The organism is Clostridium sp. 29_15 (genome assembly GCF_001916075.1).
Lineage (GTDB): Bacteria > Bacillota > Clostridia > Clostridiales > Clostridiaceae > Clostridium > Clostridium lentum.
Map to the genome: position 1 here is coordinate 26,619 of NZ_MNRT01000038.1, position 23,266 is coordinate 49,884.

Genomic DNA, 23,266 nt, shown 5'->3' on the forward strand with positions numbered 1-23,266 from the left:
AAATTTGGAGGATTTAAGTTTGCAAACAAAAACTGATTTTACTACAGCGCTAAAGAAAAAAGGCTTAAAAGTTACAAAGCATAGAAACTCACTTTTAGAAGTTTTAGAAATTGAAAATCAGCCTTTAACAGCAGAAGATATCTTTTTAAAGCTAAAAGAACAAGGCATATCCATAAATTTATCATCTGTATATAGAATACTTGATACTTTAGCAGATAATAATTTAATAATTAAATATGTACTTGGTGATACTAACAAAACTTTTTATGAAATAAATACATTAAAGCATAAACACCATTTAGTTTGTACATCCTGCAAAAAAATATTTCCTTTAGAAAATTGTCCACTTTCAAAATATGAAAGTGAATTAGAAGATAATTTAGATTTTGAAATAACAGGACATAAGCTAGAAATATATGGCATATGTAAAGAGTGTAGAAAGCATAAAAAAAGCCATTACGATTAGCATCGTAATGGCTTTTTTTAATTGATAAGGGATAATAATCCATTTTTTTATTTTCAATTATTATTTATAAATCTACTACTTAGTAGTAAATTTATAAATAGTAGTGTGGTTATATTCTTCTCCAGCCTTAAGTATAGTACTTGGAAATTCCGGATTTGCTAATGCATTTGGATAATACTGAGTTTCTAAGCATAAACCAGCTCTTCTTTTATACACAACTCCATTCTTTCCTTTTTGTCCTTCTAAAAAGTTTCCAGTATAAAATTGTACTCCTGGCATTGTACTATAAACATCCATTTTTATACCTGAAATATCTTCTATCACTTCTGCTACAATATTTAGATTTCCTTCTTCTCCATCTATAATCCAGTTATGATCATATCCATGACCATTGTTTAATTGATCATAATCATCATCTATGTTTTGTCCAACTACTCTAAATTCTGTAAAGTCCATTGGAGTATTTTTTATATTTCTAATTTCTCCCCTAGGAATACTTTCTTCATCAGCTGTAGTTATATAACTACCATATATCTTTAACTTATGATTTAATATGTCTCCTGACTCTTGTCCAGCCAAGTTAAAATATGAGTGATTAGTTAGGTTCACCACTGTATCCTTGTCGCTTTTAGCTTTATATTCTATTACAAGCTCATTTTTATTATTTAATCTGTAATTTACTGTAACATTTAAATTTCCTGGGTAATTTTCTTCTTTATCTTTGCTTAAATAAGTTAGCTCAAGATATTCACCTTGTTTATCTTCTTTAATTGTAGAGTTCCAAACCTGTTTATCAAAGCCCTTCTTTCCACCATGAAGATGATTATTTCCATCATTCTTTACTAGGTTGTATTCCTTTCCATCAATTTTTATTACAGCTTCTTGTATTCTGTTAGCACAACGTCCTACTAACGCTCCAAAATATACAGTACTTGTTGTATAATCATCTAAATAATCAAAGCCTAAAACTACATCTCTTTTATCTCCATTTTTATCTGGAATGTCTAATGATAAAATAACTCCACCATAATTCATTATTCTTGCAGTCAATCCGTTTTCATTGCTTAATGAATATATGTATATTTCTTTATTATCAATAATTTTATTAATTTTTTCTACTTTTATACTCAAAGTTTTGCTCCCCCCTTTTATCTCACTTTCACTTTTTAATTATATCACTGCATATTTTTAATGTAAATATTTTCATTAATTATTATACTATTAAATAGATAGGCAGCTTAATACTGCCTATCATTATATATCAATATTTTCTTTTCTCAATACCACCTCTAGATTATCCACAATTATATCTAAATTCTTTAAGATTTTATCATTACCTTCAATAAAGACTTTCTCTAAATTTTCTTTAAAATTTTTTGGCTTTATGTTACATTGATTTTCAATTATATCTATTAACTTTTTTTCTCCAGGATGAGGAATTTCATTGATGGCAAATAATATATCGAAATAGCTTGCTATAAATGCTGATAGCCTATGATTTATACTAACTAAATCATTTCTCCTCAGAGCTTTAGTTATTTGATTATAATATGAAGAAAAGCCTCTTCTTAAAATAGGATAATTTTTTTTCACTATATTATTTTTTAACTTTTCTGGATAGGCTATTTTACATTTATTTTGTAATTCTGTAAATACCCCATCTCTATCATAAACAATAACGGCATTTTTTACGTTATGCCAAAAGCAGGTTGTATATCCTATACATGCAATATTTCTATCTAATATGTTTGAAATTTGATCCTTTATCCAATTTATTTGAAAATATGCTATATCTACTTGTATATCTGAATTTCTTAAAAGAAATTCATCACCATCTCCCCAATAATCATTGCCTACTTCCATATAATCTGAAACTTTCTTAATAATCTGTGTTCTTCTATCATTATCAATTTCTTTTGATACTATAATATCTATATCTATATCCGAATAATTGTCTTTTCTACCGTTAGCTCCTGAACCTGCTAAAGTAATTGCCTTAACTTCCGGAATTCTTTTATACTCATTTACAAGCTGATATACCACCATGTTCATTCCCATAAAACTCACTCCTGCTTTTATTATATTCAAGTTAATAATGAATAGGTATTAAAATCTAACTATTCATCATTAACCTGTTTAATTGGAAATTACTTTATTAAGATGTAGGTACTTCTTGCTGAAACTTTAACCATAGAATCTTCTATTTTATATTGAGCTTTGCTATCAGCTTTTTCATTATCTACAAGCACACTCCACCCACCTTCATTCAAGTAAACTTCCACATCATATTTATTAGAATTAAATATTACAGCTATTTTACTATAACTTTCCTCATAATCTTCTGTATTAATCATATAACCTACTATATGATCTTCATTAAATTCATTACCTTTAGTCATAAAGGATATATTCTTTTGTATCTCTTTATTACTATTCATCCTAAAGGCTTTATATTCCTTTCTTAACTTAATGAGTCCTTTATAATAATTAAACAAATCAATATACCTCTGTTTTCTAAGCCATTTAAGTTCATTTATATAGTCTGAAGAATTATAGCTATTTTCTATAATTTCTCCTTCTAAATTTTCCTTAACTCTTGCAAACTCTTCACCTTCATGCAAAAAACTTATACCTTGAGATGTTAACACTATAGCTGCTGCCAACTTATTCATTTTTAAGATTTCTTCTTCATTTTCATCCTTACAAGACATTCTAAGCTTATCAAACAAAGTATTATTATCATGAGCTGAATCATAAGTAATTGTTTGATATGGCTCATTAGCCCAAAATACTTTTGAGTAAATTACTTTTGATAAATCTATTTCATCATGCTTTGTAGAAGCACATATTGCATATTTTATAGACTCTTCAAAATTATCTCCTCCATTAACAAAGCCCAAAGCTTCTTTTAAAAAAACTGAACCTTTTATAGAATCTCTTGCATCATCACTAAAGGCAGCAATTTGTAAATCATCAAATTTTATTATATTATTTTTAACTGCTGATTCATTACTATTTAATGGCGTATTATAACAAGTCCATCCTTCACCATACATAATAATTGATTTATCAACCTTATTTAACTCATTTCTAATTATCCTCATAGTTTCTAAATCATGAAGACCCATTAAATCAAACCTAAAACCATCAATATGATATTCCTTAACCCAATATAAGACAGAATCAATCATATATTTTCTATACATATACCTTTCAGATGCAGTCTCATTGCCACAGCCTGAACCATTGCTATAATTTCCATATTGATCCTGCCTATAATAGTAACCTGGAACAGTGATGTTTAAAGGAGATTCTAGATTATAGGTATGATTATAAACCATATCCATAACTACTCTAATGCCAGCTTGATGAAATTTATATACCATTTCTTTAAATTCACTAATTCTTACTGAACCTTCATATGGATTTGTAGAGTATGACCCTTCTGGAACATTATAATTTTGAGGATCATATCCCCAATTATAATTATCAGGACTATCATACCTTTCATCAATAGATCCGTAATCAAATACTGGCATTAGATGAATATGAGTTACTCCTAATTCCTTTAAATGGTCAAATCCTGTAGTTATGCTTGTATTTTTAATTTTACTATTTTCTAAAACAGCACCTATATACTTGCCTCTTAATGCTGGCAACACTCCTGAAGCTTCATTTTTAGTCAAATCTCTTATATGAGCTTCATATATTATTGAATCAGTTGCAGCTTTTAGTAAAGGTCTTTTATCATTACTCCATCCCGTGGGATTAGTAATTTCCATATCTATTACCATTGATTTTTCACCATTTATGGAAACAGCTTTTGCATATGGATCCACTGATTCATATGTTTTGCCATTATTTCTAACTAAATAATTATAATATTCACCATTTAAATCTTCATCTATTATAACTCTCCATACGCCTCTATCTTCTTTATTCATTTTTATAATAGTCTTATTAGCCTCTAGGTTATTATACTCTTTCCCATATAAAATTAACTGAACTTCTTCTGATAATGGTGCCCATAATTTAAATTCGCTACTATTCTTAGAATATATTACACCTAGCTCTCCATCATAATTATACTTTTCATTAAATTCTTTTGATTCAAAATAATTACTTTTCATAATATTTATTCCTCTCATACTCTTTTATCCTAATATGCCTTTAAGTATCGTTTCTATAGTCTACATTTTATTTTTACTTTTTTTACCATTTATTTTTTTATTATATCATACATTATATTTTTTTACTGCTTCATTTGTTAAATTTATAATTTATCTAAAAAAGACAATGTAATTCTTAATATAAAAAATATTTTATTTTTTATATTAAAATTCACTTAAAGTTCACATACTATATCTATAGTGTGGAACAAGAAAATATAATTTTTGTTTTACATCAAGTTTTCAAGGAGGTATTTATATGAAAAAAAAATCTTTATCTTTAATGCTAATTTCTTTATTAGTATCTACCGAAACATTAATTATGCCTACAGCTCAAGCTTTTGCTTCAGTAGATACTGCTGATATCCTACCATGTTCTTGTGATGATGAGCGTCATAAAGATAATTGTGAAAAAGAAGAGAAAAAAACTGAAAAATATAAAAAAGATTGTGAAAAAGAAAAGAAAGAAACTGAAAAAGATTGCAAAGATAATAAAAATTCTGGAGAAAAGGAGCAAAAAAAAGAAGTTTGTCCTGATATGCAATTTTGGACTGAAGATAATATTAAATTATTAAACTCAGATCAAAAAAATAAATTATGTGAAATTCAAGAAAAAATAAAAAAAGGAACTGCCCTTGATGAAAGTGATAAAAAAGCTTTATTTGAATTAAGAGATGCAGTATTTAAATGTAAACTTGGCGATAAAAAATATGAAGAATTTAAAAAACTAATTGAAAAGAAAAAATGTGGCGATAAATTAACAAAAGAAGAAGAAGAAAAATTAAAATGTTATTTTAAAGAGCTAAAATAGATCATAATTACATATTTTTATTTGCAAATAAAAAGGCTGTAATGAATAATCATTATAGCCTTCCTTAATTAAACAATAATTATCTATTATTGTTGTTTGCTTTTCTTGCTCTTCTGCATTCTACGCATCTCTTTGGTTCATTATCAAAACCTTTTTCTTTGTAGAAAGCTTGTTCACCTTCTGTAAATATAAACTCTTTTCCACAATCTTGACATACTAATGTCTTATCCATTATTAATTCCTCCACTTCAAAAGATTAATTAAATAATAATGTCTCTCTAACTCTTGGAGAAATTTATTATCATCAGAATCTTTTTTATTAATTATTACTGTTTAATTATACCATCTTATAAAGCTTTTACAACGTTTTTTTACTAAATTAATCATATTTTTACAATATTTACTTCAGAAGGAATGCTAAACAGCACTCCTTCTTTATTTAATACAAATACTATTACTTAAGTTCAAATGACTGACAATCTGTACATTCCACTTGTTTTGGATTTGCTTCATGTGTTCCTACTTGAATGACATCTAATGTACAGTATTGTTTATTTGTATTATTATACTTACAACTATCTACACTACATTTAATTCCTGGATTAATATTCAAAATACTCACCTCCTAACAAGATTATTATTAGTAGGTACTGCTGAAATTATTCTCCATAAAACTGTATTATTTATCTTCTATTTTGAATATCTTGTTACATATCCACATCTCTTACATAACTCTTCTATAGCCTTTCTATTAGAAAATCCATCATATAATTCTTTTGCTCTCTGAGAGTTAATAATATCTTTTAAGGAGCTCTCAAATATATTTCCTAGAGGGATATTTCCTTCACTATCAAGACAACATGGCACTACAGTTCCATCCACTAAGATACCTATCTGATCTCTTAGCCCATAGCAAAATGCACTTTCACTAATAACTTCTCTATTAATATTAGGCCATTCAAATTTTTCCGCACTATTTACATAAACATTCGTACTTACCTTTATTCCTGGCTTATTACTTAAAGCTTCTTTAATATTTACTTCAGAATTCAAGCCATCTTGCAACATTTTTAATATATCATCATTTAAAGTATTCTTTCCCTTTAAATTTAAAACTCCGTTATCCATATTCCATAACCTTATAGAACATATAATATTTTCTTTTGCTTCATTAATAAAATTTAATACTTCAGATACATATTCCTCTAGTTCTTTAGTTACTTTATTTGCTTCAAAACTATGAAGTGATATATTTACTTGTCTTAATGCCTTGGCATTTATAAGACTATCTTTTTCTTTTTCTAATAAAGTTCCATTGGTAGTTATATTTACTTTTAAACCATTTTCATAACAAATCTCTAAAAATCTTGCTAAATTTTTATTTAGTAGAGGCTCTCCCATTAAGTGAAAATATACATGATCAGTATAAGGCTTTACTTTTTCTATTATTTCTTTAAACTTTTCTTCATCACTAAATTGAAGCTTTCTTCCTGTCTTAGGGCAAAAGTTACAACTTAAATTGCAAACATTAGTTATTTCTATATAAACTTTTTTAAATCTTTTCATTTATTTTCTCCTTTGCATAATTTTCATGTAATATACAATAAGAAAACCCAGCAGAAGCTGAGTTTTCTAATCATTCATCATTAAATAAATGGGTTATAAAATCTACTACCATTTTTAATTGTCATTATTATAGCTACGATAAATATTATGCTTACTAAAAATATAGATATATAGTCACGTTTTTCAAACTTTCTTCCACTATACCAAGTACGGCTTTTACCATTACCAAAAGCTCTTAGTTCCATTGCTGAGCTAATGGTTTCAATTCTTTCTAAACTTGAAAAAACAAGTGGCATTATTATAGCCGCTGAACTCTTTATACGATTAAATAAGCTTTCTTTATTTGACATTTCAATTCCTCTTGCTTGTTGAGCAAATGATATTTCCTGATAATCTCTTTGTACATCTGGAATATATCTTAAAGCTATAGCCACTGAATAAGCTATTTTATAATTTACACCTATCTTATTTAAAGATGCAGCAAATTCACTTGGATTTGTAGCAACTATAAATAATAATGCCATAGGTATTATTGCAAAATATTTTAACGTTATGTTTAATTGATAAAATAACTGCTGCGTAGTTATAGTATACTGACCTGCAATATGGAACAAATCAGTCCTGCTTCCATAAATATACGTTCCCTCTAAAGGTGAAAATAAAAATATAGCAATATTATTAATTAGTAAAAATACTAAAATTAAATAAAATACAAATGATACAGTTTTAAATTCAACCTTTGATATCTTAAATATGGCTACGCTACAAATAACCATCACAACAAGGATTCTTGTGTCATAAGTCACCATCGATGCTAATGCCCAAATAACTAGACATATAAGCTTAGTTGCTCCAGTTAATTTATGTATAGGTGAGTTTATCTCTGAATACTCTAGCATTGCGCTCATATTCCCCTTATCCTCCTATCATAATTTATAAACCTTCTTACAAATTCCCTTGGGTCTTCTATACCACTCTTTACTGCTAATGCATATAATGAAGTTTCTTTTAAATTAGCTTCTTTTATGATATTCTCATTAGTTAAAATATTGGCTGCCGTATCTTCTGCAAGCTTCTTTCCATTGGATAATACAATTGCTCTATTGGTATATTCAAGCATTAAGTGCATATCATGTGTTATCATCACAATAGTAACTCCACTTTTATTTAATTCCCTTAAGAACTCCATAATTTCTGTATAGTGTTTAAAATCTTGCCCTGCTGTAGGCTCATCTAATATTATCACTTCTGGGTTAAGTACTAATATAGAAGCTATAGTAACACGCTTCTTTTGCCCAAAACTTAAAGCAGAAATTGGCCAATTCCTAAATTCATATAATCCACATATCTTTAATGTATTATATACTCTTTCTTTAATTTCATCTTCTGGAATACCTCGCACTTTTAATCCTAAGGCAACTTCATCAAAAATCATGGCTTTTGAAATCATTTGATTAGGGTTTTGCATTACTATACCTATTTTATCTGCTCTTTCTTTTATACTTTGCCCTGCAATATCTTCATTTTTAAATAAAATTCTTCCAGAGGTTGGCTTGTAGAATCCACAAATAAGTTTTGATATAGTTGATTTTCCAGCACCATTTTTTCCAACTATACTAACCATTTCACCTTTCTTTATATCAAAAGATACACCATGTAGTATTTCCTTTTCTTTAGAATAACCAAAGCTGATGTCCTCTAATCTTAAAATACTCTCATTATCATATGACGTTTCTTCACTGCTTAGTGATTTATACCAATCAGCAAGTTTTTCCTTGAAAACATCAACATTTAGTTTATCTATATGCTCTGGACTACACTGAGGATTTATCTCACAACCAGCATATTTTAATGCAGAAATATATAGAGGTTCTCTAATTCCAGATTCAGTTAGTAAATTGCAACTTAATAATTCTTTTGGTTTTATATCACTAACGATTTCCCCATTATTAACCACAATTATCCTATCAACATTGCAATGTAATACATCTTCTAATCTATGCTCAATTATTATTATAGTTTTTTTATTTTCCTTTTGAATCTTATCTATAAGCTCAATAGCACTTTTTCCTGTAGCTGGATCTAAGCTTGCTAATGGTTCATCAAATAAAAGTATCTCAGCTTCTCCTACCATAGCTCCTGCTAATGTTACTCTTTGTTTTTGTCCTCCAGATAATCTATGTGGAGCACTATTTAAATGAGTATCTATTTCTACTATCTTTGATACCATTTGAACTCTTCTTTTCATTTCTTCTTGCTCTACACAGTCATTTTCTAATTTAAAAGCTATATCTTCTGCCACTGTCAGCCCTATAAATTGACTATCTGGATCTTGAAGAACTGTTCCAACCATATTTGAAATCTTAGCTATGCTAAGTTCCTTTGTTTCTTTTCCATTTATCTTTAAACTACCTTTAATTTCACCTTTATAAGAAAATGGTACCAGTCCATTTATACAATTCGATAATGTACTTTTACCAGAACCTGACGGCCCTACAATAAGAACCTTCTCACCTTTATAAATAGTTAAATTTATATTATTTAATGTAGGTTTTGCTTGAGCTCTGTATTGAAAACTAAAATCCTTAAATTCAATTGCTGGTTTTTTCATACAAAATTCCTTCTCCATTTTATTTTATTACCACTAACAAATATACTATATTTTAAGCTATATGTCATTAACTTAATTATGATAAAAGTAAAAAGACAAAGAATTATGTCAGAAAAACATATTTCTTTGCCTTTTATTTCTATTCTTTATGTAAGCTTCCCTTTTTAACTCTCGTCTTTGTATATGTTGCAATAAGTATACTTCCAAGTATTCCAACCATCAATATATTAAATCCAAAAGATACAGCCCCTTGAACAAATACTTTCTTGACAGGCTCTGCATAAATAAGCACATCTAATCCCGGTGCTACTAATAACCATGCAATAGCATTTGCTATTATTTGATATATATTAAATACTATTATTTTGTTTCTTCCAAACTCACCATCTTCAAGATTAAGCCTTTTTTTAGATAATCCTATTACTAATCCAACTATACCTGAAGCAATAATCCAGCTTATCCAAGGTGAACCATAAAGAATTAAATCCTTTAATAAATGTCCAATAAGTCCAATTGATAATCCAGCAACTGGTCCATAAATTACAGCCATTAATGCTAAAAATGCATATGCTGTTTCAACATTGGTGTTTGGTATAAATGTCGGAATAGAACCAAAACGACTTAAAATTATAAATACTGCTGCCCCTATACCTATAGATACAATGGTATTTATAGATAATTTACTTTCACTCACAAGCTTTACCCCCTTCTAATAATCATATACATCTTAGAATATATTATTAATGCCCCTTCGTCAAGATTATATGTCATTCAACAAAATTCTATATTATTTAACAAAATTATTTATTATCTACTTCCTTCTTCCATCTAAATATAAGCTTTAATAATTTTCTCCTGTTAAATGGTATTAATGGATAAAGATATGAATCACCTGTAATTGTCTTAGTTGTAGCTATTATTATTGTATTTATTATTATTCCTACAATAAAACCTAATGTACCAAAAATTCCTGTTAATAAAAGAAGTATTAACCTAGTAAATTTAAATGCATAACTTAACTCCACACTTGGTTGAACAAAGCTAGTAAGTGCTACTATTGCCATATAAAGAATAGTTTGTGGTGTGAACCATCCAGTCTGGACAGCATAATCTCCTAATATAAGTCCACCAATTATCGATAATGAAGTACCTAATGAATCTGGTGTATTAAGCGATGCCAATTTCAATCCATCAATAGCAAATTCACCAATAATAAATTGAAAAAATATAGGTATATTATATGAGTCCTTTGGTAATAGAAAACTAAAAAAACCTCCTGCAAAATTCATTAGCCAGCTTGGATTATCTGTTAATAATACATATACAGGCGTTAAAAATAAATTTGCAATAAGCACCACTATTCTAATGAGCTTTAAGTAATTACCAGTAAGTACAGGAAGATAGTAATCATCTACTGATTGTAAAAAGCTAAATACTGTAGTTGGTAAAATCAATATGGATGGGGTATTATCTATTATTATGATTATACTTCCTTCTACTAGCTGTGCTGCTGCAACATCTGGCCTTTCAGTATACCTTATCTTTGGGAATGGTGTAACCCAACTTTTACTATTTATTGATTCAACAAAGCTTTGATCACCTAAAGTCAGTGACTTAATATTTAGGTTTTCAATCATATCATTTATCTTTTTTAATTCGTCTGGCTTAATCTTGTCAGAAATATATCCCACAGCTACATCTGTCTTTGATATACTACCAATACTATGCATTTCAAAAACTAAATGAGGATCTCTTATCCTTCTTCTAATTAATGCTGTATTAAATACAATTGTTTCTACAAATCCATCATGTGCCCCTCTTAATACCTTTTCCTTATTTGGTTCATCAATACCTCTTGCAGGATATGTTCTAAAATCTAGAACTATAGCCTCTTTCCATGGTCCAAGCATTATGGTCTGACCGCTTAATACTGCTTTAACAAGGCTATCTACATCATCATCAGTACTTGCTTCTATGGAGCTCAAAGCCTTTTCAATTAATTCATTGGCACCTTTTATACTGTTGAAATCTTCTTTTTTTAAATTATACATATCTCTTCGTACGTATTCTAAATTAGTGTCCTTTATAAAACCATCTAAATAATATAAATAAAATTTGGTATTATGAACATCTACTATCCTTGCTAGCATATCAAATGTATTTCCTACATTTAGATTTTTCTCAATGATTTCTATATTTTTATTTAAATCATCAGTTAACTTCATCTTACGCATACCCCCTAAATCTTTAGTATTATCTTTAGTATGCTTATTTTTAAACTAAATTATCCATTTTCAATTACCACTGAAAAAAAGTGCAGCTTTTTGCTGCACTTATCATTAATATATACTTTCAGTTATAAACTTTTCAAGTCCCCTTTGTCCTTTTTCAGTTCTCTTAAATACACCTGCATCTTCAAGAACTCTACTAAATATTTGTCCAACACTCTCTTTCACTATTCTTCTAGCTTCTTCTAATGAGACATTTCTATTTTGCTCTATAAGCTCTTCTATCCATGGAACGTGCTTATCTAATGCTGGGTTATTTAATGCTTCTTCTTTATTGTATTTAGTGTTGTCACATAATAAATCTGCTATTAATTCTAATTCATTTTGTAATCTTCCTGGCAATACTGCTAATCCCATAACCTCAATTAACCCAATATTTTCTTTCTTAATATGATGAAGTTCCCCATGAGGATGGAATATTCCATCTGGATATTCTTCAGTAGTTCTATTATTTCTTAAGACTATATCCATTTCATAAGCATCACCATTTCTCCTAGCAATAGGCGTAACTGTATTGTGAGGAACATCTCCTGAATATGCTAAAATATCATTTTCTTCATCAGAATATTCCTTCCAACTATTGTATATCTCCATTGCAGCATTTATTACTCTATCCTTATTATTAGAACTTAATCTCACTACCGTCATTGGCCATTTTACAGTTCCAATCTCAACATCTTCAAATTTATGATTTGTATAAGTCTTTTCAATAGCTGCCATTTCCATTGGGAACTTATGTCTTCCACCTTGATAATGATCATGAGTAAGTATTGAGCCACCTACTATTGGAAGATCTGCATTAGATCCTATAAAATAATGTGGGAATTTATCAATAAACTCAACAAGCCTAGTTAAGGAATCTTTTGTAAGCTTCATTGGTTCATGTTTTCCACTAAAAACTATACAATGTTCATTATAATAAACATATGGTGAATATTGCATATACCATTGTTTATTTTGAAGCTCTAAAGGTATTACTCTATGATTTTGTCTAGCTGGATGATTTAAACGTCCTTGATACCCTACATTTTCTACACAAAGAAGGCATTTAGGATATGTAGCTGCTTTCATCAGCTTAGCCTTAGCTATCTCCTTTGGATCTTTTTCTGGCTTAGATAAATTTACAGTTATCTCTAAATCACCATATTCTGTTGGTGCAAGCCACCATAAGTTTTTATTTACTCTTTCAGTCATTATATAATTTGATGATTTACTTAAATCATAATACCAATCTGTTGCTTTTTCTATACTATTCTTTTCCGCCTTTTCATAGAACTTCTTAACAACTTGTCCTTCTGTAGGCATAACTAATCCCATTATTTTAGCATCTAATAAATCTCTATAAGTTGTTGTATTTTCTTCAATTATTCCTTTTTCATAAGCATAATCTAAAATATTTTCTAATATTTCTACAGGAGTTTCACGAGCATCATCCTTTACTTCTCCCTGAAAAGGTTCTTCAACGTTTAAAACAGCCATTAATGAATTTCTTACAGGAATTATATCCCATACTGTTATCATTTTCTTCCTAACTGCAAATTTAATTAATCTTTCAATTTCATATGCCACATTCACCATTTTTGTTCCTCCATGTTCTAAATACCATATATTATTTAATTAAAAACTATTTTTTCACCTTCAAACAATTCTTTAATAACTAAAGTTACAGCACCTATGGTTGCTGCATCTTCTCCCAATGAAGATTTTGTAATCCTCACAGTTTCAGCCGAAAGCTTTAATGCTCTTTTGCTTACTTCCTCTTCAATAATCTCTATTGCATGAGAATTATCTTTAAATATTTCACCAACCATTATTATATATTCTGGGTTTAATATGTTAATCAAATTAGAAATTACCATTCCTATATACATAGCTGCTTCAGCAATTGCATTCACTGCCAAAGAATCCTTTTCTTTGGCTGCATCACATATATCCTTAATTGTTATCCTTTCAATGCTACCTTTTTTTAATAAGATACTTTGAAAATCATTTTTTAATAACTCTACTACTTTTTCTACTATACTATTATTAGAAGAAATTGTTTCTAAACAACCATAATTTCCACAATTACATCTTCTTCCATCATTTCTTACGGAAATATGCCCAATTTCACCAGCACTAAAATTAACTCCATAATAAGGTTTATTATCTATAATTATTCCTGCTCCAATACCATTGGAAACATTAATCACTATGAAATTTTCCTTGCTTTTTGCTATGCCAAACCAACTTTCTCCTAAAGCTATGGCCCTCACATCATTATCAAGGAAAATAGGATACTCTATTTTTTCTGATAACTCCTTTTTTATATCTATATTTCTCCAACCATAGTAAGGAGAATATTCTGATATACCTGTATAAGAATTTACTATACCATGCATAGCAATCCCCACACCTATAATCTTTTCTTTATGGATACCACTTTCATCTATTATCTCATTTACTAAATTTACTATTATTGATAATACATTATCTTTATTTCTATCTTGATTTTCTAAATCCACTGATTTTTTAATTAGTATCTCAGCTATAATATTACTTATTACTACTTCTATTTTTCCAACTCCAATGCTAACACCTATTATATAGCGAGCATTTGGATCTAATTCTAAGATTATAGGTGGCCTTCCTCCACTTGATTCACCAATCCTACTTTGAACTAGATATCCTCTTTCCATTAGCTCTTTCGTAATATTGGTTATGGTGGCGGGAGTAAGTCCTGTAATCTTTGCAATATCTGCCCTTGATAAAGCTCCATTACCCATTACAGCTTTTAAAACAACGGAAATATTTAATTGTTTCATTAATTCAAAGCTACCCTTTATCAATATCTCCACCTCATAAACCTTTGTTAATTATTTTAATAAAGTATATAAAAAAATATTCATGAAATTGTTTACTTACTTAAATTCTATACTTATTCCAATAAACTGTCAATAAATTTTTCATATAACCTAAAAATAAAGAAGCTGAAAATTTTTAGCTTCTTTATTTTTCTCTAACTAATTCATAATTATTTCTTGGCTCTTTCTACCCTAAGCTTCTTTCCTTTTATGGTCATATCCTTTAAAGCATTTAGAACTTTATTACCTTTGCCATTTAATATATCCACATAGGAAGCAATATCTTGTACATCAATAATTCCTATATCTTCTGAATTAACACCATCAATTCTCGAAATAGCTCCAACTATGTCTCCTGCTCTTATTTTCTTTTTCTTACCACCATTTAAATATATCTTAGTGATTGCTTTTTCTACTTCTTTAGTCTTATTTTTTTTAGCCTTAGGATTTGTTTTTAGCTTGTTGGCACTTGCTTCTTTTTCTCTTATTTCATTATTTGATATTGGCTCAATCTCATTAATTTCAAAGCCTATGTACTCTTGGATTTGCCCTAAAAGTCTACCTTCATACTGATTTACTAAACTTATGGCCTTTCCTTTAGATCCTGCTCTTCCTGTTCTTCCTATTCTATGTACATATGCTTCTTTTTCCACTGGAAGATCATAATTAATTACATGAGTAAGACCTTCAACATCGATTCCTCTTGCTGCAATATCTGTAGCCACAAGTATTCTGAAGAATCCTTTTTTAAATCTTTCCATGGTAGCCATTCTATCCTTTTGCATCATTCCACCATGTATCTTATCAACTGAATATCCTTTTCTCTTAAGATTTTCTGCTACTTTATCTACATTTTCCTTTGTTTTACAAAACACAACTACCCCTTCTGGTATTTCTTTTATCAATACCTTACGCAGTTCATTTAATTTATCTTCTTCATTTATTTTATATAACTCATGGGTAATTTTATCAGTTATCAGCTTTTGAGCCTTAATTTCAATATTTTCAGGATTATTCATATAACTATTACTTAAATCTAGAATTTCCTCTGGCATTGTTGCTGAAAATAACATTGTCTGTCTTTTATCATTAAGTTTTGAAACAATAGATTTTACCTGATCAACAAAGCCCATATTTAGCATTTCATCTGCTTCATCTATTACTAATATGTTTATACCTGTTATGTCAAATGTCCCTCTTTCAATATGGTCAATCACCCTACCTGGAGTACCTACCACTATATGAGTTCTTTGCTTTAACTCTCTTATCTGCTCTGAAAAAGGCTGTTTACCAAATATAGCTGCCACTCTTATTCTTTTTAATCTACCTAAGCTCTGAATTTCTTCTTTAACTTGTATGGCAAGTTCTCTTGTAGGCGTTAATACCAAGGCTTGCGGCTTAGTATTATCCCATATTACCTTTTCACATACTGGTATGGCAAAAGCTGCTGTCTTTCCACTACCTGTTTGTGATTTCACCACTATATCCTTACCCTCTAATGCTTCAGGAATAACTCTTTTCTGCACATCAGAAGGATTCTTATACCCCATAGCATCTATAGATTTCTTAATTTCTTCACTTATTTTATATTTTTCAAATCCATTTTCCACTATCTTTACCTCTTCATTAAATATATTTTCATCTATCTAGTATAACCTAAAAATAAAAGAAGTGAGATATCTTTCTTAAATATTTCACTCCTTATCATTGATTATACTTCCATTATTATAGGTATAATGGTAGGTCTTCTTTTAGTTCTATCATAAATATAATTTTCTACAGTTCTCTTTACATTGCCCTTTAATACATACCATTCAATTATTTCCTTATCTAAACACTTTGTTAACTCTTCTGTTGCTAATGATTTTACAACTTTTATCAGCTCTTCTGATTCCTTAACATATACAAATCCTCTAGTAACAATATCAGGTCCTGAAACAATACTTAACGTCTCTTTTTCTATGGTAACTACTATTATAACCATACCATCTTGTGCTAGATTTCTCCTATCTTTAAGTACTATATTGCCAACATCACCTACTCCTAGTCCATCTACATATACTGCCCCTGCCCTTACCTTTCCATCTTTTTTACAACTATCTTTAGTTAATTCTAAAACTTGACCTGTTTCTAAAATAAAGACATTCTTTCTAGGCATTCCCATATCTACAGCCAAATCTCCATGATGCTTTAAATGCCTATATTCACCATGTACTGGCATAAAGTATTTAGGTTTCACTATGGTATGAATCATCTTTAATTCTTCTTTATAAGCATGACCAGACACATGTACTTCCTCTAGATCATCATAAATAACTTCTGCTCCTCTTCTAAATAATTCATTAATAACTTTAGATATCAATTTATCGTTTCCTGGTATGGGGGATGCAGAAATAATAAATGTATCTTTGGGCTCTATGCTAATTTTTCTATGGCTTGAAAAAGCTATTCTTGCCAGTGCTGCCATAGGCTCTCCTTGGCTTCCTGTGGTTATTATTGTTATTTGTTCATTGGAGTATTTAGATATATCATCCAAATTTATTATATCTGTATCTGGTATATGTAAGTATCCTAACTCTCTTGCTACATTTGATATATTTTCCATACTTCTACCACTAAAAGATACCTTTCTCTTATACTTAAGAGATAAATGTATTATTTGCTGCATTCTATGAATATTAGATGCAAATGTAGCAACTATAATTCTTCCTTTACTATTGGCAAAAAGAGTATTTAAAGTCTTTTCTATTGATTTTTCTGATGGCGAATATCCAGGAATTTCAACATTTGTGCTATCTGCCATCAATAACAAAACTCCTTCATTACCTAAATTAGAAATTCTCTGGAGATCTATTACCTTACCATCAATAGGAGTATAATCAATTTTAAAATCTCCTGTATGTAGAATTGTACCTACTTCTGTATATATTGCTAATGCACATGAATCAGCAATACTATGAGTAACTCTAATAAATTCTATCTTTATCTTATCAAAGGCTACCATATCTCCTACTTCAACATTTATAAGAGTGCTTTCATTTAAAATATTATGCTCTTCTAATTTTGATTTTACTAAACCTAATGTGAGTTTTGTCCCGTATACTGGAACATTTAACTGTTTAAGTATATATGGCAGAGCTCCTATATGATCCTCATGTCCATGGGTTAAAAAGAATCCTTTAACTTTTTTTCTATTATTAACTAAATAAGTTATATCTGGAATTATTAAATCCACTCCATACATATCTTCATCTGGAAAAGCTATTCCGCAATCTATTACTATTATTTCATCTTCATATTCTATGGCTGTGATATTTTTCCCTATTTCACCTAATCCACCAAGTGGAATTATTCTAATTGTACCTTCTTTCATCATATAATCACCTTTCGAACTAATATAACTAAACATTCTTACTTTATATTTATTATTTGTTTTTATTAATTATTTAATTCTTTATATTTAATTTTATGAATATTCAATGAAAGAAAACAACTGTACATATAACAAATACTAAAATAATTAATTAATACTAACTACTACTTTTTATTTACTTACATTACCTGCTACGTTTAATACATCCCATGTTCTTGAGAATGGAGGTGCATAACTTAAGTCAAGCATTCCTAATTGTGCAGTTGTCATCTTAGCAAATATACATGTAGCTATTACATTACATCTTTGAACTGCATCTTTGTATCCTGCAACTTGCCCTCCATAAATAACTTTTGTATGAGCATCATAAATTAGTTTAACATATATCTTTGTTTGTCCTGGATAATAGCTAGTATGATTCATATCAGTAATAAACTTAGTCTTATAATCAAATCCTAAAGCTTTAACTTCTTTTTCAGAAAGTCCTGTTCTAGCTGCTTCCATATCCATAACCTTTATACAGCTTGATGCAAGAGAACCTTGGAATTCATTATTGGCACCAGCTAAGTTTTCTCCAACAATTCTTCCAAGTTTATTAGCACCAGTTGCCAATGGCACATACACAGGCTTATTAGTTATTACACTATTGATTGTTGCACAATCTCCAGCTGCATATACATCTTCTATTGAAGTTCTTCCATACTTATCAACAACTATTGCACCATTTTTAAGCATTTCTAATTTTTCATTTTTCACAAAAGCAGTATTTGGCCTAAATCCTGTAGCCACAATAACTATATCTGTTTCAAACTCTCTTTTATTAGTCTTAATATTAGTTGCTTTACCAGCTGTAGTTATTTCCATAACAGTTTCATCTAATAATAAATTAACATCATGCTTTCTGATTTCTTCTTCTAATAAATTAGTTATTTCTTCATCGAAAACCTCTGCTAAAATTCTATCTTGTAGTTGAACAACTGTTACTTCTTTTCCTCTCTTTTTAGCTGCTTCTACGGCTTCAACACCAATAAATCCTGCACCTATTACTGTAACTCTTTTTAAGTTTTCATTTTCCATTAATGCTCTTAATTTATTACCATCATCCATTGATTTAAGTGTTAAAACATTTTCTGAATCTATTCCTTTAATAGGTGGAATTATACTTGAAGCACCACTAGCAATCATCAGCTTATCATATCTCTCTTCAATAATCATATTTTGAATTAAATCTTTTACTCTTAATTTTTTATTATCAAAATCTACTTCTAAAACCTCATGATTAGTAAATAAGTTTATTCCTGTTTTTCTAAATTCTTCAGCAGTTCTTGCTATCATTTCATTAGAGTCATCAAAAAATCCACCTGCATAATATGGCAGTCCACAAGCTCCAAATGAAACTATATCTCCTTTTTCATATACTATTACCTCATCATTAGGTGACATTCTTTTTAATTTTGCAGCAGCACTCATTCCAGCCGCAATTCCACCAATAATTATAACTTTCATATGCACCATCCTTCGTTTTTATATTTATGATTTATTTTATATCTATTTCCCCAAATATAGCAACATATTTTACATTTACTTTTGGAGTATTTTCTATATCCTTATTTTTTCTAACATGATATAATCTTTATATAATTTTATGGAGGTCTTTTTACATGAATCTTTATGAAAAAACGTTAAGTGAAGAAATAGTCTATACAGGTGATTATCTAACATTTACTAAGGTAAAAGTTCAACTGCCTGATGGCAATGAAGCTAACAGAGATATTATTAAACACCCTGGTGCTTGTGGAATAATTCCTTTTGTAGATGAAAATCACATAATCTTAATAAGACAATTTAGAAAATCTATTGATAAGGTCATTTATGAAATTCCTGCTGGAAAATTATCTTCTGATGAATCTCCTGAAAATTGTGCTTATAGAGAGCTAGAAGAAGAAACAGGTTATCAAGCTTCTTCATTATTTCATCTTGGAACTGTTGCTATTGTTCCTGGATATTGTGATGAATTACTCTATATTTATAAAGCAACAAATCTTTCTCTATCAAAAAAACATGAAGATTTTGATGAGTTTACAGAAGTAGAAATTTTTACTCTTGAAGAAGTTAAGAATATGATTAAAAGCGGTGAAATAATTGATGCTAAAACAATAACGGCTTTAGCATACACTATGATAATGGATAATTATTAAAAGCTTGTAAAAGCTTTATAATCATCCATTTTTTAATTATCCATTGCCTTTTCTGTTAAGTTAAAGTTTTTCTACCTTTGGCTCATCATCTGTATTCTATATGGTTTATCCATGTCTTACTAATATATATCCTTATAAATGTCTCATAAAAATTACTGCATATTTAATACTTTTTCTATAGCCTTGCCAACCCCATCATTATTATTTGTCTCTGTTACATATGTAGCTATTTTCTTTATCTCATCTATTGCATTTTTCATTGCATATGAATTTTTAAATTCAGTAAACATTGAATAATCATTAAAGCTATCTCCTAAGACCATAACCTCATCTTTTTCAATGCCCTTCATCTCTGCTACTTTTGCTAATATTAATCCCTTTTGTGCTTGTATATCATTTACTTCTATATCATATTCTGAAGTTGAAGCAACTGCTAAACCACCTATTTCATTTATTTTCTTCTTCAAATTTCTTATAATATATTTATCTTTATGAGAAGTTATTATCTTATAAAATACAATTTCTGAACTTATCATTTTATCAATATCTTCTATATGAAACTCTATCATTTTTTCTCTTATCTCAGTTAATAATTTGATTATATTATCTTTTGTCATTTCTTTATTAAATTCTTTAATTCTATTTACAGCATTATCAAAATCTTCCTTTGAATATTTTGTAGTAAAAATACCTTCACTAGTATATATATCAACTATACTGCTTTCCTTTAATATTTCTTCTATAACTGCTATAGCTTCGCATTTCAACTCATACTTATCTAAAAATGGTTTAACCATAGAATAATCTCTACCTGTAGCTATAGCAAATTCTATTCCTGATTCTTGTGCTCTTCTTATAGCACTTAAATTTCCTGATGATATTTGGTGACTACTATTAATTAATGTTCCATCCATATCAGATGCAATAAGCTTTATCATAAACTGCTCTCCTTTATCTTTACGAAATATTTATTATTAACTTCTTTTTTTTATATATTAATCATAATATACTTATGTAATAAATTACAATGGGGTACATTAAAATGATTGATAAATATTCTTTTATTCCTTTACTTTTATCTACTTTAGCAGGATTATCTACAGTTATTGGAGCTATCATAGTGTTCTTTAATAAAACAAAAAATGAAAAATTTTTAACATTCTCCTTAGGATTTTCGGCAGGAGTTATGATTACCGTATCATTTACAGATTTATTTCCCACTGCTGAAGAATCTATCTCTAAATATCATGGGGAATTTCAAGGAGTGATTTGGTCTATTCTCTTTTTACTTATTGGTGGATTGATTGCTTTTTTAATTGATAGTTTCTTACCTGATGATGAAAAAAACTCTCTCAAAGAGACCAATAAAAACTATGGTCTATTAAGGGTTGGTTTAGTATCTACAATTGCTTTAATGCTACATAACTTCCCTGAAGGAATTGCTACCTTTGTTTCTGGATACCAAGATATTGGTCTAGGAATATCTGTTGCTTTTGCTATAGCTTTGCATAATATTCCTGAAGGTATTGCCATTGCTATGCCTATATATTTTTCAACTGGTAGTCGATATAAAGCAATTAAATATTCCTTTTGGTCTGGAATGACTGAACCACTAGGAGCATTTTTATCCTTTTTATTCTTAAAACCATTTATTAATGAACTTATTCTTGGCATAATTTTTGCTGTAGTCTGTGGCATTATGATTTATATATCACTGGCAGAACTTATTCCATCATCACGCTCATACGGTCACATAAAACTATCATTGTTATCTATTTTCCTTGGCATTTCCATTATGCCAATAAGCCATATACTTTTGTAATTGATAGTTGATAATGGATAATTTTGAATAAAAATCCATTATCAATACTTTGATTTTATAAATAATCAAGACACAAAATTGTGATAATTTTGAATAAAAGTCCATTATCAATTATAAAAGAGGTGTAATTTATGAATAATTTTAATATTACCGATAAGCTTCTTAAAATATTTAATATTACAGAAAATTCATTAAATGAGCGAAAAGTCATATTTCCCATAGATATATTTATAGCTCTGATCTTAGAAAATACCGGCATCATAAAGGATTTAAATAACCATTTTCTTCATAAGCTCTATAAGTATAAAGAAATGGCTCTAAATCTCCCTAGAAATATTGAAGGGAATAAAAATCAATTTTTCATCACAACAATAAGTGACAGTACTTTAGAAATTCTAACTGAATCCTTGCAAATTATGAATAAACGAAAACAAACGTATCTCACTGAAATTTATGTTCTAAAAGCATTAATAAAAATACCTAGTGAAGTAACTGCTGCCCTTACCAAAGAAGAGCTTCATTATCTACAAAAGTTTTGTAACACCTCCAAAGACTTACTAGTTGACTTAAGAAATATTTATTCATTTAATAATAAACAAAATAAGAATTTTGTTATAAGAAAGGCACTGAATAAAGATAAATATATAATATATGATTTTGTAAAAGAAAATTTTAATTCTATATGGGCTGATTCATTGGTATCTATCTTTCCTTCAAATAATATACCAATTTATCTTGTACTAATTAATGACCACATAATTGGTTTTAGTTCATATGATATTCTAGGTACTAGCATATTTGGTCCTATTGGTGTACTGAAAGATTTTAGAAAACACTCTATTGGTAAAATCCTTTTGAACAAATGTCTATGGGATATGAAGCTAAGAGGTGATTCAATAGTAATTATAAAAAACGCAGGTCCTATTGAATTTTATGAAAAGTGCTGCAACGCAAATATTATTTAATTTTTTCTTAATAATTTTTTCACTTTTGATTTATAATAATTATTTAGTATAATACTAATATAAAAAAGTGGCTTTCGCCACGCTCCCTTCGGGAATTTAATTTTAAGTATTCTAAAAGGCATAGAACTAACATCGGTTCTATGCTATATTTTTC

At 28.8% G+C, this 23,266-nt stretch carries 21 protein-coding genes; 5 read left to right on the top strand and 16 right to left on the bottom strand.

Annotated features, from left to right (window positions below; all coding sequences use genetic code 11):
- Nucleotides 1-19: 19 nt before the first annotated feature.
- Nucleotides 20-466 (top strand): Fur family transcriptional regulator, encoded by a 447-nt coding sequence (locus tag BHW04_RS09230; protein ID WP_022211642.1) that lies wholly within the window; start codon nucleotides 20-22, stop codon nucleotides 464-466.
- A 75-nt stretch (nucleotides 467-541) separates the two neighbouring features.
- Here BHW04_RS09230 and BHW04_RS09235 read toward each other — a convergent pair whose 3' ends face one another.
- From BHW04_RS09235 to pulA, 3 genes are all read right to left on the bottom strand, one after another.
- On the bottom strand, nucleotides 542-1,597 hold the full coding sequence (locus tag BHW04_RS09235) for an aldose epimerase family protein (protein WP_302699425.1): 1,056 nt from the start codon (nucleotides 1,595-1,597) through the stop codon (nucleotides 542-544).
- 123 nt (nucleotides 1,598-1,720) lie between these two features.
- Nucleotides 1,721-2,524: a DUF4037 domain-containing protein gene (locus BHW04_RS09240; RefSeq protein WP_302699426.1), complete on the bottom strand. Its 804-nt coding sequence runs from the start codon at nucleotides 2,522-2,524 to the stop codon at nucleotides 1,721-1,723.
- An 89-nt stretch (nucleotides 2,525-2,613) separates the two neighbouring features.
- Entirely contained in the window at nucleotides 2,614-4,596 is a 1,983-nt protein-coding gene (pulA, locus tag BHW04_RS09245; RefSeq protein ID WP_302699427.1) for a type I pullulanase, read from the bottom strand.
- Nucleotides 4,597-4,894: 298 nt separating this feature from the next.
- Between pulA and BHW04_RS09250 the strand changes: the two genes are divergently transcribed.
- Nucleotides 4,895-5,446: a hypothetical protein gene (locus BHW04_RS09250; protein WP_302631553.1), complete on the top strand. Its 552-nt coding sequence runs from the start codon at nucleotides 4,895-4,897 to the stop codon at nucleotides 5,444-5,446.
- Nucleotides 5,447-5,525: 79 nt separating this feature from the next.
- Here BHW04_RS09250 and BHW04_RS09255 read toward each other — a convergent pair whose 3' ends face one another.
- From BHW04_RS09255 to BHW04_RS09310, 12 genes are all read right to left on the bottom strand, one after another.
- The gene (locus BHW04_RS09255) at nucleotides 5,526-5,681 is read right to left on the bottom strand and encodes a zinc-ribbon domain-containing protein (RefSeq protein WP_186834737.1); all 156 of its coding nucleotides are present in this window, start codon (nucleotides 5,679-5,681) and stop codon (nucleotides 5,526-5,528) included.
- Between the two features lie 219 nt (nucleotides 5,682-5,900).
- Complete coding sequence (locus BHW04_RS09260) at nucleotides 5,901-6,059, bottom strand: DUF1540 domain-containing protein (protein WP_022211647.1); 159 nt, start codon at nucleotides 6,057-6,059, stop codon at nucleotides 5,901-5,903.
- A 77-nt stretch (nucleotides 6,060-6,136) separates the two neighbouring features.
- Nucleotides 6,137-7,012, bottom strand: a complete 876-nt coding sequence (locus BHW04_RS09265; RefSeq protein ID WP_302699428.1) for a radical SAM/SPASM domain-containing protein — start codon at nucleotides 7,010-7,012, stop codon at nucleotides 6,137-6,139.
- Nucleotides 7,013-7,092: 80 nt separating this feature from the next.
- Nucleotides 7,093-7,920 carry an energy-coupling factor transporter transmembrane component T family protein gene (locus BHW04_RS09270; protein WP_022211649.1) on the bottom strand — a complete coding sequence of 276 codons (828 nt, stop codon included), beginning with the start codon at nucleotides 7,918-7,920 and terminating at the stop codon, nucleotides 7,093-7,095.
- Nucleotides 7,917-9,623 (bottom strand): ABC transporter ATP-binding protein, encoded by a 1,707-nt coding sequence (locus BHW04_RS09275; protein WP_302623200.1) that lies wholly within the window; start codon nucleotides 9,621-9,623, stop codon nucleotides 7,917-7,919. The genes BHW04_RS09270 and BHW04_RS09275 overlap by 4 nt, the downstream gene beginning before the upstream one ends.
- Before the next feature lie 139 nt (nucleotides 9,624-9,762).
- Nucleotides 9,763-10,317: an ECF-type riboflavin transporter substrate-binding protein gene (locus BHW04_RS09280; RefSeq protein ID WP_302699429.1), complete on the bottom strand. Its 555-nt coding sequence runs from the start codon at nucleotides 10,315-10,317 to the stop codon at nucleotides 9,763-9,765.
- Between the two features lie 106 nt (nucleotides 10,318-10,423).
- A complete protein-coding gene (locus BHW04_RS09285; protein WP_302699430.1) occupies nucleotides 10,424-11,848 on the bottom strand; it encodes a spore germination protein in 1,425 nt (474 codons plus the stop codon).
- Between the two features lie 114 nt (nucleotides 11,849-11,962).
- Nucleotides 11,963-13,489, bottom strand: a complete 1,527-nt coding sequence (gene galT, locus BHW04_RS09290) for a UDP-glucose--hexose-1-phosphate uridylyltransferase (protein WP_022211653.1) — start codon at nucleotides 13,487-13,489, stop codon at nucleotides 11,963-11,965.
- 35 nt (nucleotides 13,490-13,524) lie between these two features.
- Entirely contained in the window at nucleotides 13,525-14,739 is a 1,215-nt protein-coding gene (locus tag BHW04_RS09295; RefSeq protein WP_022211654.1) for an ROK family transcriptional regulator, read from the bottom strand.
- 185 nt (nucleotides 14,740-14,924) lie between these two features.
- Nucleotides 14,925-16,364 carry a DEAD/DEAH box helicase gene (locus tag BHW04_RS09300; RefSeq protein ID WP_302699431.1) on the bottom strand — a complete coding sequence of 480 codons (1,440 nt, stop codon included), beginning with the start codon at nucleotides 16,362-16,364 and terminating at the stop codon, nucleotides 14,925-14,927.
- A 101-nt stretch (nucleotides 16,365-16,465) separates the two neighbouring features.
- A complete protein-coding gene (locus BHW04_RS09305) occupies nucleotides 16,466-18,130 on the bottom strand; it encodes a ribonuclease J (protein ID WP_302699432.1) in 1,665 nt (554 codons plus the stop codon).
- A 168-nt stretch (nucleotides 18,131-18,298) separates the two neighbouring features.
- Entirely contained in the window at nucleotides 18,299-19,633 is a 1,335-nt protein-coding gene (locus BHW04_RS09310; protein ID WP_302699433.1) for a CoA-disulfide reductase, read from the bottom strand.
- A 155-nt stretch (nucleotides 19,634-19,788) separates the two neighbouring features.
- Between BHW04_RS09310 and BHW04_RS09315 the strand changes: the two genes are divergently transcribed.
- On the top strand, nucleotides 19,789-20,325 hold the full coding sequence (locus tag BHW04_RS09315; RefSeq protein ID WP_022211658.1) for an NUDIX hydrolase: 537 nt from the start codon (nucleotides 19,789-19,791) through the stop codon (nucleotides 20,323-20,325).
- Nucleotides 20,326-20,477: 152 nt separating this feature from the next.
- Here BHW04_RS09315 and BHW04_RS09320 read toward each other — a convergent pair whose 3' ends face one another.
- The gene (locus tag BHW04_RS09320) at nucleotides 20,478-21,263 is read right to left on the bottom strand and encodes a Cof-type HAD-IIB family hydrolase (protein WP_302699434.1); all 786 of its coding nucleotides are present in this window, start codon (nucleotides 21,261-21,263) and stop codon (nucleotides 20,478-20,480) included.
- 104 nt (nucleotides 21,264-21,367) lie between these two features.
- On the opposite strand from BHW04_RS09320, the gene zupT reads away from it, so the two are divergent.
- Both zupT and BHW04_RS09330 read left to right on the top strand, forming a co-directional pair.
- The gene (gene zupT, locus BHW04_RS09325; RefSeq protein ID WP_302699435.1) at nucleotides 21,368-22,147 is read left to right on the top strand and encodes a zinc transporter ZupT; all 780 of its coding nucleotides are present in this window, start codon (nucleotides 21,368-21,370) and stop codon (nucleotides 22,145-22,147) included.
- Nucleotides 22,148-22,278: 131 nt separating this feature from the next.
- Complete coding sequence (locus BHW04_RS09330; protein ID WP_302699436.1) at nucleotides 22,279-23,112, top strand: GNAT family N-acetyltransferase; 834 nt, start codon at nucleotides 22,279-22,281, stop codon at nucleotides 23,110-23,112.
- Nucleotides 23,113-23,266: the final 154 nt, after the last annotated feature.

Excerpts from the sequence above, each read along its gene's own strand:
- galT (WP_022211653.1), bottom strand. The coding sequence starts at position 13,489 with ATGGTGAATGTGGCATATGAAATTGAAAGATTAATTAAATTTGCAGTT.
- BHW04_RS09330 (WP_302699436.1), top strand. The coding sequence starts at position 22,279 with ATGAATAATTTTAATATTACCGATAAGCTTCTTAAAATATTTAATATT.
- BHW04_RS09265 (WP_302699428.1), bottom strand. The coding sequence starts at position 7,012 with ATGAAAAGATTTAAAAAAGTTTATATAGAAATAACTAATGTTTGCAAT.
- zupT (WP_302699435.1), top strand. The coding sequence starts at position 21,368 with ATGATTGATAAATATTCTTTTATTCCTTTACTTTTATCTACTTTAGCA.
- BHW04_RS09285 (WP_302699430.1), bottom strand. The coding sequence starts at position 11,848 with ATGAAGTTAACTGATGATTTAAATAAAAATATAGAAATCATTGAGAAA.
- BHW04_RS09315 (WP_022211658.1), top strand. The coding sequence starts at position 19,789 with ATGAATCTTTATGAAAAAACGTTAAGTGAAGAAATAGTCTATACAGGT.
- BHW04_RS09275 (WP_302623200.1), bottom strand. The coding sequence starts at position 9,623 with ATGAAAAAACCAGCAATTGAATTTAAGGATTTTAGTTTTCAATACAGA.
- BHW04_RS09320 (WP_302699434.1), bottom strand. The coding sequence starts at position 21,263 with ATGATAAAGCTTATTGCATCTGATATGGATGGAACATTAATTAATAGT.
- BHW04_RS09240 (WP_302699426.1), bottom strand. The coding sequence starts at position 2,524 with ATGGGAATGAACATGGTGGTATATCAGCTTGTAAATGAGTATAAAAGA.
- BHW04_RS09310 (WP_302699433.1), bottom strand. The coding sequence starts at position 19,633 with ATGAAAGTTATAATTATTGGTGGAATTGCGGCTGGAATGAGTGCTGCT.
- pulA (WP_302699427.1), bottom strand. The coding sequence starts at position 4,596 with ATGAAAAGTAATTATTTTGAATCAAAAGAATTTAATGAAAAGTATAAT.
- BHW04_RS09270 (WP_022211649.1), bottom strand. The coding sequence starts at position 7,920 with ATGAGCGCAATGCTAGAGTATTCAGAGATAAACTCACCTATACATAAA.
- BHW04_RS09250 (WP_302631553.1), top strand. The coding sequence starts at position 4,895 with ATGAAAAAAAAATCTTTATCTTTAATGCTAATTTCTTTATTAGTATCT.
- BHW04_RS09305 (WP_302699432.1), bottom strand. The coding sequence starts at position 18,130 with ATGATGAAAGAAGGTACAATTAGAATAATTCCACTTGGTGGATTAGGT.